The 14,726-nt window shown below is 58.8% G+C and carries 12 protein-coding genes; 6 read left to right on the forward strand and 6 right to left on the reverse strand.

What is annotated here, in order from left to right; translation table 11 throughout:
* The first annotated feature begins 8 nt into the window (after positions 1-8).
* The 5 genes from GN111_RS28275 (at position 9) to GN111_RS28295 (ending at position 5,707) form a co-directional block, all read left to right on the forward strand.
* Entirely contained in the window at positions 9-533 is a 525-nt protein-coding gene (locus GN111_RS28275; protein ID WP_155306957.1) for an NYN domain-containing protein, read from the forward strand.
* Between the two features lie 291 nt (positions 534-824).
* Complete coding sequence (locus tag GN111_RS28280) at positions 825-1,268, forward strand: DUF3842 family protein (protein ID WP_155306958.1); 444 nt, start codon at positions 825-827, stop codon at positions 1,266-1,268.
* A gap of 17 nt (positions 1,269-1,285) precedes the next feature.
* The gene (locus GN111_RS28285; protein WP_155306959.1) at positions 1,286-1,480 is read left to right on the forward strand and encodes a CooT family nickel-binding protein; all 195 of its coding nucleotides are present in this window, start codon (positions 1,286-1,288) and stop codon (positions 1,478-1,480) included.
* A gap of 19 nt (positions 1,481-1,499) precedes the next feature.
* Complete coding sequence (ispH, locus tag GN111_RS28290) at positions 1,500-3,227, forward strand: 4-hydroxy-3-methylbut-2-enyl diphosphate reductase (protein WP_155306960.1); 1,728 nt, start codon at positions 1,500-1,502, stop codon at positions 3,225-3,227.
* Between the two features lie 2 nt (positions 3,228-3,229).
* The gene (locus GN111_RS28295; protein WP_155306961.1) at positions 3,230-5,707 is read left to right on the forward strand and encodes a helix-turn-helix domain-containing protein; all 2,478 of its coding nucleotides are present in this window, start codon (positions 3,230-3,232) and stop codon (positions 5,705-5,707) included.
* A gap of 72 nt (positions 5,708-5,779) precedes the next feature.
* Here GN111_RS28295 and GN111_RS28300 read toward each other — a convergent pair whose 3' ends face one another.
* The 3 genes from GN111_RS28300 to GN111_RS28310 all read right to left on the reverse strand — a co-directional run bounded on the left by GN111_RS28300 (position 5,780) and on the right by GN111_RS28310 (position 9,009).
* Complete coding sequence (locus tag GN111_RS28300) at positions 5,780-5,965, reverse strand: hypothetical protein (protein ID WP_155306962.1); 186 nt, start codon at positions 5,963-5,965, stop codon at positions 5,780-5,782.
* A gap of 115 nt (positions 5,966-6,080) precedes the next feature.
* Complete coding sequence (locus tag GN111_RS28305) at positions 6,081-8,243, reverse strand: DEAD/DEAH box helicase (RefSeq protein WP_231715589.1); 2,163 nt, start codon at positions 8,241-8,243, stop codon at positions 6,081-6,083.
* Positions 8,244-8,247: 4 nt separating this feature from the next.
* Positions 8,248-9,009: an ATP-binding protein gene (locus GN111_RS28310; RefSeq protein WP_155306963.1), complete on the reverse strand. Its 762-nt coding sequence runs from the start codon at positions 9,007-9,009 to the stop codon at positions 8,248-8,250.
* A 184-nt stretch (positions 9,010-9,193) separates the two neighbouring features.
* Between GN111_RS28310 and GN111_RS28315 the strand changes: the two genes are divergently transcribed.
* Positions 9,194-11,164 carry a peptidase U32 family protein gene (locus GN111_RS28315; protein WP_155306964.1) on the forward strand — a complete coding sequence of 657 codons (1,971 nt, stop codon included), beginning with the start codon at positions 9,194-9,196 and terminating at the stop codon, positions 11,162-11,164.
* Between the two features lie 28 nt (positions 11,165-11,192).
* Here GN111_RS28315 and GN111_RS28320 read toward each other — a convergent pair whose 3' ends face one another.
* The 3 genes from GN111_RS28320 to GN111_RS28330 all read right to left on the reverse strand — a co-directional run bounded on the left by GN111_RS28320 (position 11,193) and on the right by GN111_RS28330 (position 14,582).
* The gene (locus GN111_RS28320; RefSeq protein WP_155306965.1) at positions 11,193-12,470 is read right to left on the reverse strand and encodes a COG3014 family protein; all 1,278 of its coding nucleotides are present in this window, start codon (positions 12,468-12,470) and stop codon (positions 11,193-11,195) included.
* 103 nt (positions 12,471-12,573) lie between these two features.
* Complete coding sequence (locus tag GN111_RS28325) at positions 12,574-13,191, reverse strand: penicillin-binding protein activator LpoB (protein WP_155306966.1); 618 nt, start codon at positions 13,189-13,191, stop codon at positions 12,574-12,576.
* Positions 13,192-13,343: 152 nt separating this feature from the next.
* Positions 13,344-14,582 carry a tetratricopeptide repeat protein gene (locus GN111_RS28330; protein ID WP_155306967.1) on the reverse strand — a complete coding sequence of 413 codons (1,239 nt, stop codon included), beginning with the start codon at positions 14,580-14,582 and terminating at the stop codon, positions 13,344-13,346.
* Positions 14,583-14,726: the final 144 nt, after the last annotated feature.

Here is a 14,726-nt window from a genome sequence, read left to right on the forward strand (position 1 = left end):
AATTTTGCATGGCCATACATATCATCATCGACGGCTACAACCTGATCCGCCAGTCCTCCGACCTGGCCCGATTGGACCGGCAGGATCTGCAACTGGGGCGAGAGGCGCTCGTCGATCTGTTGGCCGCCTACAAGAAAATCAAGCCCCATAAAATTACCGTGGTATTCGACGGCGCGGGCCAGCCCTCCCTTTATGGCTCACGGGAACGCGCCAAGGGCATCACCATCCGCTATTCCCAGGGAGGGGAGAGTGCCGACGACCTGATCCGGCGCATGGCCCGAAAAGAGAAAACCAAAGCACTGGTGGTGAGCAGCGACAGGGAAGTCATGGCTGCCGCAGAATCGGCAGGGGCCACGGTGATGGACTCCCCCTCCTTCGAAGAAAAGGTTGCCATGGCCAGCTACCTGGCGATAAAGGGCGACGGCGAAACCGTCGATTCCAGGGGGTGGGTGCCCACCACGCGAAAAAAGGGGCCCAGCCGGAGGCTGTCCAAGCGTAAGCGTAAGGAAAAGGCCCGTATCGGCAAGTTATAACAGCATCCATCCAGAAATGGCCAATTTGCCCGATATCTTTGTTGCGCAAAAAATTTTATCCTCGAAAAATCAACCATATGCTCCCCAAGGGAACTTCCTTCGGGGCGTCTGCGGTAAAACCCGAGATAAAATTTGGTCGTGCGCCTCGATCTCGACCAAATTTTCCTATTTCTGAATGGGCACTAACTGAATTATAAGTAATCACAAGTGGTATGGATTGATGTGGCATGCTATTCGGGCACGTATTGGCCAATACGAAGAAATCACAATTTTAGCGGTTAGGCGAATTGCATGAATCAGGTATCTCAGCGAAAGACCATTTGCGTGATCGACGGCCAGGGGGGGGGGATCGGCAGCACCATCATCAAAAGGATCAAGGAACACTTCGGCGAGTCAGTCGAGATTATCGCCCTGGGAACCAATGCCATCGCCACGGCCCAGATGCTCAAGGCCAGGGCCAACCGGGGTGCCTCCGGCGAAAATGCCATCGTCCGCACCGTCGCCCGGGTAGACGTGGTGATCGGTACCCTGTGCATCATGCTGGCCCACGCCATGATGGGCGAGGTGACCCCCGAAATGGCCGAAGCCGTTTCCGGCTGCAAAGCGGCCAAATTGATTCTGCCCATTTCCCAGGAGAACGTGGATCTTATCGGCGTGTCCCGGGATCCGCTGCCCCATCTGGTCGACATGCTGATCGTGGATCACCTGAAACCGCTGTTGGATGCGACCTCATAATCGGAAAGGATAACCCCATGTGCGAAGCCAATGCCTATCTGCTCACCGATTCCGGAGAGACGCTGGTCATGGAAGCGGTGGATGACGTTCTTCCCGAAAAGGATGGCCTCAAGCTGGTCAATATTTTCGGAGAACAGAAATTCCTGCGGGCGGCCATTCATTCGCTCTCCCTGGTGGATCACAAGGTGTTTCTCAAGGAATTGGATTCCTGAAGGCAGTATCGGTCCACGGATGAAGATCGAAATCGCCAAAACCGCCGGATTTTGCATGGGTGTCCGGCGGGCTGTGGAAATGGCCCTGGATGCGCCGGGCAAACATGCAGAACCCATCCATACCTACGGCCCCCTGATTCACAATCCCCAGGTGCTGGACCTGTTTGCGGGCAAAGGCATCCACGTCCTGAAAGAGATTCCCCGGCAGGGGAGCGGCACCGTGATTGTCCGTGCACACGGGGTGCCGCCCGAGGACAAGCGACAACTCGAATGGGCCGGGTTCAAGGTGGTGGATGCCACCTGCCCAAGGGTCATCCGGGTGCAGACCATTATCCGGGTGCATGCCCGTAAAGGCTTTTCCGCCATTATCGTCGGGGACAGGGACCACCCTGAAGTCGTCGGGCTGATGGGGTATGCCGGATCTTCCGGGCATGTGGTCAGCTCCATGGAAGAAGTCCGCGCCCTGCCGGCCTTCGATCAGGCCATCATCGTGGCCCAGACGACCCAGAACACGCATTTTTACGAACAGGTAAAAAACTGGGCCCACGAAAACCACCCGCACTACAAAACCTTCGATACCATCTGCGATTCCACCGAAAAACGCCAGGCGGAAGTCAAACGACTGTCCGGGCAGGTCGATGCCATTGTCGTTGTGGGCGGCAAGCAGAGCGGCAACACCCAGCGGCTGTTCCAGATCGCCGCCGAAAGCGGCAAGCCGGCCTATCATGTTGAGACCGAGGATGAACTGGAGCCGCAGTTTCTGGACCGCGTGGACCGAGTCGGCATCACAGCCGGTGCATCGACGCCCAACTGGATTATCAAGCGGGTGTTTCGAAGGCTCGAACGGCTTGCGGCCAAAAAAGAGACTGGCGTCTTTAGTTTTTTCTACCACCTGATTCAGATCCTGCTCTTGACCAACGGATATGTAGCCCTGGGCGCCGGATGCCTCTGCCTGGCCTGCATCGATCTGCTGGGCATACCGGTGGACGCGGCGCCGCTGGCCGTTGCCATGCTATATGTCCTCTCCATGCATCTGCTCAACCACCTGACCGGTACTGCTGAGGACAGGTACAACGATCCGGAACGGGCCCGCTTTTACGAAAATTACCGTCTGCCACTTTCTCTCCTGTCCATCACCGCCGGGGGGCTGGGAATCCTGGCGGCGGCGAAAATGGGCACCGCCGCTTTCGTGATCCTTTCGGTCATGAGTCTTTTAGGCCTTTCCTACAACCTTTATATCCTGCCGGACCTGCCGGGTTGGAAATATCGGCGCATCAAGGACATCCCCGGTTCGAAGACGTTTTTGATCGCCGCTGCCTGGGGGGTGGTGACTGTGTTGCTTCCCGGTGTCGCCGCCAAAGGTTTTTTAACCGCCTCCATTGCGGTTGTGATTGTCTGGGCCACCGCAATGGTATTCGCCCGGACAGCTTTTTTCGACTTGCTGGACGTTCAGGGGGACCGTATCATGGGCAAGGAAACCCTGCCCATTTTGCTGGGCAGCCGGCGTACTCTCGTTCTGCTGAAAGGGATTCTGACCGGGTGCATGCTGCTTCCCGCGGCTGCGTCGGCCGTCGGTCTGTTTTCCAGCCTCGGTTTTGCATTAGTGTTGTGCCCGGGTGCCATGCTGGTCCTGGTGGGTTCTTATGAAAATGGACGCATGCTTCCGGGGATGCGGCTGGAATTTCTGGTGGAAAGCTTGTTTTTGCTGGTGGGGGGGATTACGGTGCTGTGGACTCTGACAGGTTAGCCATGGATAAGACCAACCCTGAACTCGAGCTGGCCGATGAATTCGTTAACGATACCGGCTGCCACGTTTTTCTCACCGGCAAAGCCGGCACCGGCAAGACGACGTTTCTTCACAACCTGAGAAAAAGTAGCCCCAAGCGTCTGGTGGTTGCGGCGCCCACCGGAGTGGCCGCAATCAACGCCGGCGGGGTGACCCTGCACTCCTTCTTCCAGCTTCCCTTCGGGCCTTTCGTGCCGGGCGGCGAAGCCAACCGCTCCCAGTATCGATATAGCAAGGCGAAGCTTGGCATTATCAAGAGCCTTGATCTGCTGGTGATCGACGAAATCAGCATGGTGCGCGCCGATCTGCTGGACGGTGTGGACAGCGTGCTGCGCCGCTACCGCCGTAGCGAACAGCCCTTCGGAGGCGTTCAGCTTTTAATGATCGGCGATCTTTTCCAGCTTCCGCCGGTGGTCAGGGAACAGGACTGGCAGTTGTTGCAACCGCACTACGCGTCACCCTATTTTTTCAGCAGCCGTGCCCTGGGGCAGACTGACATGGTGACCATCGAGCTTAAGCACATCTATCGCCAGGCGGACAACCGCTTCATCGATCTGCTCAACCGGGTCAGAAACAATCGGGTCGATCCTGCTGCTCTGGAAAAGCTGAACGCCCGCTGCATCCCCGACTTCGTTCCCGCCGAAAAAGCAGGTTATATCACCCTGAGTACCCACAATCGCAAGGCGGACACGATCAACGAGTCGAAGCTCAAGGCCCTGACGCCGTCGAGCCATCGTTTCGAGGCCCGGATCGAGGGAGACTTCCCCGAAGCGATCTACCCCACGGCTGCGACCCTGCGGCTGAAGCCAGGCGCCCAGGTGATGTTCGTGCGCAACGACCTTTCGCCGGAAAGACGCTACTTCAACGGCAAAATCGGAACGATTACCGAAATCGACGGCAGCGAGATCCGCGTCCGGTGCCCCGAGGACGCGGATGAGATCCTGGTCGAGCCGGCCATCTGGGAGAACATAGAATACACCCTTAACCGCAAAACGATGGAGATCGAGGAAAGCATCATCGGCACCTTTCAACAGATCCCCCTGCGGCTGGCCTGGGCCATCACCATTCACAAGAGCCAGGGCCTGACCTTCGACAACGCGGTTATCGACGCCCAGGCTGCCTTTGCATTCGGGCAGGTGTATGTGGCTTTGAGCCGCTGCCGAACACTGGACGGCATGGTGCTTTCCCGTCCGCTGGCACCCTCGGCCGTCAAAACCGACCCGGTCATCGTCCGTTTCAGCCAGGAGGCGCTGAAAAATCCCCCTTCCCGGGAACATCTGCAGAAAGCCAAGATTCAATACCAGCAGCGGCTGCTGCTGGAATGCTTCGACTTCGGAGCCTTGCGCGGGCTATTGCGACGAACGGCGGGACTGATTCTGGGCAATGCCAAGGTGGTGCAGGCGTCCGGCGTGGCCGACATCCCGGCCATGCAACAGGGCATCGAGGAAGAAATCTGTTCCGTGGGAGACAGTTTCCAACGCCAGTTGCAGGGCCTTTTCCCGGCATCCACCTTGCCGGCGGCCGATGACGCCGTGCTGGAGCGGATCGCCAAGGCATCGGTCTATTTCGAAGAGAAGATCGATTCCGGCCCCGGCCGGCAACTCGCCGATCTGCACGTGGATACGGACAACGAGGCCCTTAAAAAGAAGATCAATAACGCCATTAAACTTCTAAGAGAAACGCTAGCGGTCAAACTGGCCGCCGTCAGGTCCTGCCGCTGGGGATTCTCGCCTTCGGACTATTTCCGGGGCGTTTCCCAGGCCGCCGTCGATGCCGGCCAGAAAAAAGACACCCCCAAGGCACCCACCTATACCGAGGCCGACATCGCCCATCCGGAACTGTTCCAAACCCTTAAAGAATGGCGCAGCCGCACGGCCGAGGCAGAGGGTGTCGCAGCATTCCGGGTCCTGCACCAGAAGACGCTGATCCAGATCGCCGTCCATCTGCCCGATACTCTGGCGGCATTGCAGCGGATCAAAGGGATGGGCAAACGCCTGACCGAACGCTACGGTGAACTGCTCGTCGCCATGGTAGCCGAATACCGCAGGGAGAAGGAAATCGAGACGGTGATTTTGCCCGAGCCCGCCACCCCGGTGAAGACCAAACCCAAAAAACCAAAAGCGCCGCGGGCCGACACCAAAAAGGCCAGCCTGGAGTTGTTCGAGAAAGGGATGACCCTGGCACAGATTGCCGAAGAAAGGGGACTGGTTCCTGCCACCATCGAGGGGCACATGGCCCACTGGGTGGAAACGGGCCGGGTGCCCGTCGATGCACTGGTCTCTGCCGAAAAGCGCCAGGCCATCGAACGCGAATTGACCCGCCTGCACGACAAACCCTTCAGCGCCGTCAAAAAGGCGTTGGGCAACGAATTCTCCTACGGAGAAATCAGGATGGTTCACGCCGACCTGAAACGGCAGGCAACGTCCGACGAGCCCACGTAGGGGCGCGGCGCGCCGTGCCTCTACCAAAGCCAACTGCGCAGTGATGAGATGATTGTTGTTTTTATGTGTTGATCATGCCTTGGCGTGCGCTGTGCAGCTTCCCTTGGCCGCGCCGCGGATGTCGCTCTGGTGTTTGGCAATGGAGATAATGGTGGCCACGCCGGTTTTTACTTCGTCGGAAACATCCTGACTTTGAATTTTTTCGGCCTCTTCGCAAATAGCGGCAAACGCATTGGTAATTTTATCGGTGCTCAGCATGGGATTTCTCCTCTTTGTTTTTGTTGACGTTCGGATCGATTCTTTTCGGTAAAGAAAAAATAATGCAACGCTCCGGCTTGTCAAAAGCGGTTGCGGGGATTTGTCGAACCTTTCATCAGTCCTCAGCCATCTGATCTCCGCCCTCTGTCTCATCCTCGATCACCGGCGAACGCATGATCAGACCGATGGCTTCGCGGGCCGTGGCGGCCGCTTCGGGGAAGACATCCGTCAGATTGGCGGTGTGGCGCAGGTTGTCGGCGGTGCGCATCATCAGCATGGCCAGGTTGCCTTCGGGCATGCTGTAGTCTTTGGCCACGTGCTCCCAGGGATAGCCCGCGGCCCAGGCATGGGTCATGGCGGCAGGCCGCAGGTAGAGGTCGCGCACATCGAAGCCGCGGGATTTCATGTGGCGGGCGAATCCGGTCAGCTTTTTGTGGATGCGGCCGACGGTTTTTTTCAGCCGGTTGGGCACCAGGCGTCCTTCCAGTCGGTCGTCGGTCTCCTTTTCGTTGACGAAGCAGGCGAAAACACCGGCCATCTGGGCGGCATCTCCGGCCGGCAGCAGGCCCTGACGCAGGCATTCGGCCACCAGCAGGGGCTGGTCCACCCGAAGCTGAGAGGCCCAGATGCCGTCGTCGGTGAGCCGGTTCGCCGTGTCTACGAAGCCGGTCTCCTTGAGAAAATCCAGATGGCGCAGAAAGTCCTCCCATAGAACTTCGTGAACACCGGCCATGCGGCTTTTCTGGGGGCTGTCCGCGGCTTTCGAGATCAGCAGCCAGGTGGCGAAGGAGCGCTTGAGCAGTTCCTCGACCTGTTCCGGGGTGTGGGAGAGCAGAAGGTTGAGGACCATGGAGAAGTTGATGCGGATGCGGCTGTGTACCTTGCCCGGCCGCGACGAAAGCAGGCGGGCTACCAGGCGCAGGTCCATGTAGCGGCCGGGCACGGCCAGGGCGAACCCGATCTTGTCCATGCCACGCCGTCCGGCCCGTCCGGTCATCTGTTGCATTTGGGTGGCGTCCAGGGGTGCGAATTCGGTGCCGTTGAAACGGTCCGAATTGAAGAACACCACCGTGCGGGCCGGAAAATTGACCCCGGCGGCCACGGTCGAAGTGGCAAAAACGGCGGTAAGCAACCCCTCGCTCATCAGGTTTTCAACCACCACTTTCCAACCGGGCAAATGGCCACTGTGGTGGGAAGCCACCCCGGCCTGCTCCATGTGAATGCGCTGGCGGTGGCGGGCCAGGTGGGGAGAATTCTCGGTGAGTTCGGCGATGCGGTCGAAAATGGCAGCCTTGCGGTCGACCGGCAGCGGCACGGCGCCGTGGCAGAACTTAAGTGCCGCATCGCAGTCGCTGCGGGACTTGAGAAAGAAGATGGCCGGCAGCAGATCGTAGGCCTTGAGCACGCGGAGAATATCGCCGAAAGGCGGCAATCCCCGGCCGTGCGTGGGTGCAGACGTTTTTTTCCCCCCGGCGAGAGCGGCCACCTTGCGGTACAGTTTCTTGCCGCCTTTTTCTCCTGTGACCGTCAGGGGCATCAGGGTGCCCGAGGGGTGCAGACCCAGCGGATAGAGCGGCACGGGCCGGTGGGTTTCGGCCACCACCCGGCAGGATCGGCCGCGAATGGTTGTCAGCCAGTCGGCGATGGCACCGGCGTTGCCCACCGTGGCCGAAAGCATGAGCAGCGGAATGCGTGCGGGCAGGTAGATCAGGGTCTCCTCCCACACCACGCCACGTTCTTCATCCCCCAGGAAATGGGCCTCGTCGATCACCACCAGATCGGTATTCATCGAAACGCCTTGGTGCATGGCGTCGTAGAGCTGATTGCGCAGGATTTCGGTGGTGCCGACGATGATGGGTGCGTCGGGGCTTTCCTTGCGGTCGCCGGTGAGGATGCCCACATTCTCCGGGCCGAAGATTTCGGCAAATTCGATCAGCTTGGCATTGGTCAGGGCCTTGAGGGGCGAAGCGTACCAGGCCCTGCCGCCCGATTCGAAGGTTCGTCGAATGGTCTGGACGGCAATCCAGGTTTTGCCGGCGCCGGTGGGGGCGGTGACCAGGCAGTCCGATTCGGCCATGGCGGCGACGGCATCGGTCTGGAACCGGTCCGGTTTGAAAGGCCGGTTCCGGGGAACGCCGATGCCGGAAAAAACGGATTCGAGCTTCTTATCGGCGCCGGGAGCCATTTTCGGCCGGTGACTCGACTCCTTGCCCCGGGGCGGTCGCCGTGAGGGATACCGGCGTCGTCGACGCGGGGCACTCTTGGAATGTTGGTTCATCGGTTCAGGAGACCAGCCGGTCGATGATGTCGGCCACCACCTGCTTGGCCGTGGACGCGGTGTCGTAGGGAGCGGCACCGGAAAGATCTGCCTCGATCAGGGTGTTGTCGTAGGGCATGAACCCCAGAAACTCGAAATCGGGCAGGTGGGTGCGTAAAAATTCTTCATCCTTGGGCCCCCGTATCTTGTTGCCCACGATGGCGATGTTTTTCAGGAAGATTTCCGATGCCAGGCGCCGGATATGCTCGGCGGTATCGATGCTGCGTCGGCCGGGTTCGACCACCACGATCAGCTTGTCCACCGCCTGGGCCGTAGCCCGCCCGAGGTGTTCGATGCCGGCCTCCATGTCCATGACGACCACCTCGTTGCGGCCCAGCACCACATGGGTTACCAGGGCCTTGAGCAGGGTGGATTCCGGACACAGACAGCCGCCGCCGCCTTTTTTGACACTGCCCAGGCGCATGAGCTTGATGTTGTCCAGTTGGACGGACAGGGTATCCGGGATGTCGTCCACTTTGGGATTGAGCTTGAAAAATCCGCCGATGGTACCGGGCTGGGCACCAGTTCGCTCGAAGATCATCTCTTTCATTTCGGCGATGGGTTTGACGCTGTCGCCATCGGTGATGCCCAGGGCCGCTGCCAGGTTGGCGTCCGGATCGGCATCGATGGCCAGCACGGTCTTGCCGCGGTCGCTCAGGGTTCTCGCCAGAAGAGAGGAAAATGTCGTTTTACCTACGCCGCCTTTTCCGCTGACTGCCAGTTTCATAGGATTATCCTTAGTGTTTGATCGATTAGATACTATGCGTCTAATATAACCTGAATTACGCAATTTACAAGCCGCCGATTTCGGATGACGGTTTCCCAAAGGATGATTGCACTTCAATCGTATTGACCCCCGAAGCCTTTGCGGCTATTTCTGTTGTGAAAAAATGAGAAAGAAACCCGAAACAATGAATTCACCTGCACAGCATCGCCCAGCCATCCTGGCGCCGGCGGGCAACCGGGCCGCCTTTCTGGCGGCATTGGCCGCTGGAGCCGATGCCATTTACTGCGGACTGAAAAGCATGTCGGCGCGCATGGAGGCCAAAAATTTTTCCCTGGAGGAACTGGCCCAACTGGTGGCCCTGGCTCATGATCGGGACGTTAAAGTATACGTTACGGTCAATGCCCTGCTCAAGCCTGACGAACTGGACCGGGTCGGACAGATGGTCGACGTCCTTGCCCGGCAGGTACAGCCCGACGCCCTGATCGTCCAGGATCTGGGGGTGGTGGCCCTGGCCCGTCAGGTCGGGTTTGCCGGCGAAATCCATCTCTCCACCCTGGCCAATGTCAGCTTCCCCAAGGCCCTGGGTTTCATCGCCCGCACCTTGCCGGTGGCCTGCGTGGTGTTGCCGCGGGAACTGTCCATCGACGAGATCAAGGCTATGGGCAAGGCCTGCCCCAAAAACATGGAACTGGAAACCTTCCTCCACGGCGCCCTGTGCTACGGGGTATCCGGCCGCTGCTACTGGAGCAGCTACATGGGGGGCAGAAGCAGCCTGCGCGGACGCTGCGTGCAGCCCTGCCGTCGGTATTATCGCCAAGAGGGCCGGACCGCGCGCAGTTTCTCCTGCCAGGACTATTCCGTGGATGTGCTGGTCAAAATCCTGGGACAGGTTAAGAAGGTGCGGTCCTGGAAAATCGAAGGACGCAAGAAGGGCCCGCATTACGTCTTCTACACGGTCAGCGGCTATAAACTGCTGCGCGACCGGGGGCAGGACAACCAGGCCAAGCGCGACGCCATGGACCTTCTGGCCCAGAGTTTAGGGCGGGAGGCCACCCACTATAATTTTCTTCCCCAACGTCCGCAACGGCCCATCGACACCCGGCGGCAGACCGCCTCCGGCCTGTTCCTGGGAAAGGTACAGGGGCCGGCAAAGAATCCCTGGGTGGTGGTGCGCCAGCCGCTGATGCCCGGCGACGTGCTGCGGGTGGGCTACGAAGACGAAGCCGGCCATGCCATCTGCCGGGTGACCCGGAACGTGCCCAAAAAGGGACGCTACCCGCTGAACCTGGGCGGGCGTAAAACGCCGCGGCCGGGCGCACCGGTCTTTCTCACCGACCGCCGGGAAAAGGCCCTGGAAAAGAAGCTCGTCGATGTGGAGGCAACAGCACCGCCGCAGCCGGTCATTGCTCCATCGACGTTTCAGGCCACGCTGCCCCGGCCAGCCGGAAAGCCGCACCGCAGCATCGAGATTCGGATCCAACGGACGCTTTCCCGTTCGTCGGGACGCGGCCCCGCCGGCGTCTGGCTTTCGGAAGCCACCGTGGAGAACATCGGCAAATCCGCTGCCGGCAGCCTGTGGATCTGGCTGCCGCCGGTGATCTGGCCGGACGACGAGGAACGGGTGGCCGGCCTGCTGGGCCAGAGCCTGCGCCAGGGGGGGCGTCAGTTCGTACTCAACGCCCCCTGGCAGTTGGCCCTGTTCAACCGGCCCGAGGGGCTGAACCTGTGGGCCGGCCCCTTTTGCAACGCGGCCAATGCACTCTGCCTGGAGACACTTAAGGATATGGGACTTGCCGGTTCTTTCGTCAGCCCGGAGCTGGGCGAGTCCGACATCCTCACCCTGTGCCGTCAAAGCCCTCTGCCTTTGGGCATCGTGCTTTCCGGCAGCTGGCCCCTGTGCATCTCCCGAACGATAGCCGAGGATACCCGGCTGCGGGTGCCCTTCGACAGCCCCCGGGGCGAACAGGCCTGGGTGGAGCGCCATGGCCCGGATTACTGGGTCTATCCAAACTGGCTGCTGGATATCACCGGGAAGCGTGCGCTGCTGGAGCGGGCCGGCATGCGGATGTTCGCCCACCTGGACGAACCGATCCCCCGTGGGGTGGCCGTCAAGAAACGACCGGGGTTATGGAACTGGGAGATCGGGCTCAAGTAGCACCCATCCAGGTCGGCTTTTCAACGCCTTACCGGAAGTCTGAGGATATCCCGCCGTAGACGGCGGCGAATCGATCCGTGGCGCTGACCACGAAAAAGACCCGTTCCCCCCCATGGATGGTGAAGGGCGGCAGGTCAATACGATGGCCAATGCCGCTTCCCTCGAAGCGGACGGCCAAATGGTGAACCCCGGGTTCGAGGCGCAGGCGCAGCAGGGTGTTCCTGGCCGGCAGGGTCTGCCAGGAGCGGGTATCGGCCTCTTCCATGGCCATGAGGATCAGCCGGGTCATAAAGCTGGCGAAAGGATCGTCTTCTTTTTCTACTTGCTGGGCGATGGCCTCTTTGGCAAATACCCGGGCGGCTTCTTTGGCAATGATCGTTTTAGCCCTTCTGGTGAGCGATATGCGGGCCACCCGGTTCAAGTCCGTGCCCACTGTTGTGGCCGAAAGGCGACGGTCACCCGCATCAACAGCGACAAAATCGGAGACGGTGCTCCGGTTTTCGTACCGGGGCCTGGAGATCCGGATGCCGGGGGGCAGCAGGATATCCCCCGAAACCTTCACGGGGCCGTTGCCGGTGCCGACAAACAGAATCGCTTCTCCTTCCGCTTCTGAAAATGGCCGATGGTCCTCATCGGATGCCCGGTATATCGAAGCCTGGCTGTCGTCCGGCTCGATACCGGAAAGCCGCCCCATTCGAAACAACGCCTCACGAACGGGTTCCGGATCGGGCATGGACCTGGCCATCCTTTCGTAAAGGATATAGGCGTCGTTGTATTCATCGAGCAGTTCATAGCACAAGCCGATCAACGCAAGGCTGAAATACGCTTCGGACAGGGCCTCCGGATAGGCGTCGATTATTTTCAGGGCCTGCTTGGCCTCCACCAGGGCATCCTCGTATCGATCTATCATCAGGTAATCGATCATCAGGTAGGTATGAACCCACAGCCGTTCGCAGTACTCGCCCTTGTATTCGGTCATCCAGTCATTGACCAGAATCGATGCCGCCTGCTGGCTGACGCTGAGACGATCCTGTTTTTCCATCAGGTTCGATGCCTGCCGCAATTCAGCAATACTTTCTGAAAACCGTCCGGCACGATGCAGTAGCATTCCTTTTTCCATGAAGAGCAGAAGGGCGGACAGGCCGGCAGGATGCTCATCTTCGAGCGATTGAACGGCAGCGTTCGGGTCGCCGTCGATGAAAAAAGCATCGCGTGCGTGCTTGAGCGGGCCGCCAGCACAACCGCCGGTCATAAAAAGGCAAAAGGCCAGAACTGCCAGACGAAATGAGAAGCCGGCTCGGGACATGCGGGACTCCGCCGTGACGTAACGTCGCTCGACGCTAAAAATTGCGGGATGGTCTATCGACCGCCATGAATCGCCTTATCGGTGTGGGAAAAAACCCATTGGGCTACCACCCGATGATGGGTTTGGAGGCCTCCCGGACCAGTTCCACACTGTCCGCCCATTCGATGAGGCTGGTTTCGATGCTGGTGAGTTCCAGATTGAGGCTGTAATAGATGTAAGACTTCTTTTTCAGCCGGATTTGTTTAGGTGCTTCTTTTTCGATGGAGCGCAGTGTGCCGGTCAGCATGTATTTCGCTCCCACCTGCCTTGCAAGCGCGATGCGGGTTTCCGGCGCCACAGCACCGCCCATCTGGTAGTCGGTTTCCGCCAGGATATTTTGCCGCTGCGATTTATTGACGAAACGGGCTTTTCCGGTTTGCAGGATCTCCTTGCGGATTTCGTCCGTAATGCCGCTGGTGTCGATGTGTTCGGATGTCCGGTTGGCAATGCCGTATACGATGATGACTGGCCGGTCCGAAGTCGAGCCAAGGGGCGGTTGGGTTCGCAGCGATTCCACCAGATCGTGGACGATTTTTTTCTTGTCCGAGAAGGTATACGTGGCATCGTAGGCCAGTTGTTCTTCGGGCGATACGGTCCGTGTTGTCGCCGTACAACCCGCCATGCAAACCATCAGGGGCAGGATCCCCAGCAACGAAAAAAGACGTTTGGTTGGCTTTTTCATGATCGGTGCACCTCTTTTGGTGAAGGGAAGGCAATCTGTCGTCGGGGTTGAGGATAGCAAAACTTTCCCGACAAATGAACCCGAAAATCAGTGCATCCCTTTTTCCATTGAAAACTCGAAGGCCAATGTTGATGGGATGAAATGCGCAGTGCTCATGCCGACCCCGCAAAGCCGCTGTATTCGTCACCGTCCTCGCTCATGGACACCCCGTAAACGTCCTCGCCGTTGAAAGAAAAGACGATATGCGAGGGATCGATGGTGCCGTCTGCGGTTTCGTTCTGCCGGATGGTGAACCCCACGGTGGCCGTACCGCTATCGGAGTCATAGAGCACATAATCCGGATAGGTGTCGAGGGTGATTTCGGTGGACGGGATTTCATCGCCGTAGTTGTACGTTTCGGCGATATTGTCGCTTTCGGCCCGGGTGATGCTCCAGTTGTAGATACTCTCCACCGACGATGCATCCATGGATTTGGTGAACTGGAAGGTCATGGTCATGCTGAGTTCGGCTCCGGCGTTCTCCAGGTACGAATCGATGGCCGATACGGGATAGCCGGAAGCCATCCTGTACGGAAACGTGCTGGTGGACCAGGCAAAGGCGATTTCAGGATTCTCGGTCTGGTCGATATACGCTTCGAGGGTGGTCGCCAGATCTTCGTCCAGATCCTCCAGTTCGTCCAAGACATCCCTGGCGGCATCAAAGTCTCCCATATCGGCGTAGGCGTACCCGATTTCCGCCATGGCATCGTAAAATTCGTCATCGATTTCCAGGGCCTCCTGGAAATACTTGATGGCTTCGTCGTACTCTTCCATCAACGCGTATGTTTTGCCCATCCCGTAATAACCGGCGGTGCTGTCGGGATCGGCTTTTACCACCTGTTCGAACTGGTATTCGGCTTCTTCGTCGTCTTTGATCTTCAGCAGTGCTTCGCCGTAGGAATAGCGGTTCTCCGAACTGTCGTCGATCTCGACCGCCTTGTGGTATTGCGCGACCGCTTCGTCGTAGCGCTCCTCGGAATAGTAAAGCTGCCCTAAAGCCGTGTGAAAATCGGTGTTGGTGGGATCGTTCGCGATGGCGGTTTCATAGGTTTCGATGGCCTTGTCGACATCTTCGAGTTCGATGTAGGTCTGGGCGAGATACTTGACGGTATCGCTGTTGCTGTCCGAATCCGGATAGATCGCGATGGCTGCCTCGAAGGACCTGGCGGCCTCTTCGTAGTCCCCGTTGGTGTACTGGGTGATGCCGGCATCCAGAAACGTATTGGAAAGCTCTTCGAGCTTCGTGTCCTCGCTGGCCAGGATGGAAAAAATATCCGTGGCATCCCTTTCGCTCAATATCGTCGTCGCGGTGCCCCAGGAGAGTGAGTCCCCCAATACGCTTTCTATACCCATTTTTCGGCTCCTTTGAAGAACGGTTTCAACGCCTTTTCCTTGTCACGGTACCGGGAAACCGCTTAAGAACGATATCGTCGTATTATTTACGCGACTATATTGGACTTTTGTCACAAACGTGTAACAGTTTGTGACGTGAAAGGG

Origin of the sequence: Desulfosarcina widdelii (genome assembly GCF_009688965.1) — a bacterium.
In the GTDB taxonomy this organism is placed as follows: domain Bacteria; phylum Desulfobacterota; class Desulfobacteria; order Desulfobacterales; family Desulfosarcinaceae; genus Desulfosarcina; species Desulfosarcina widdelii.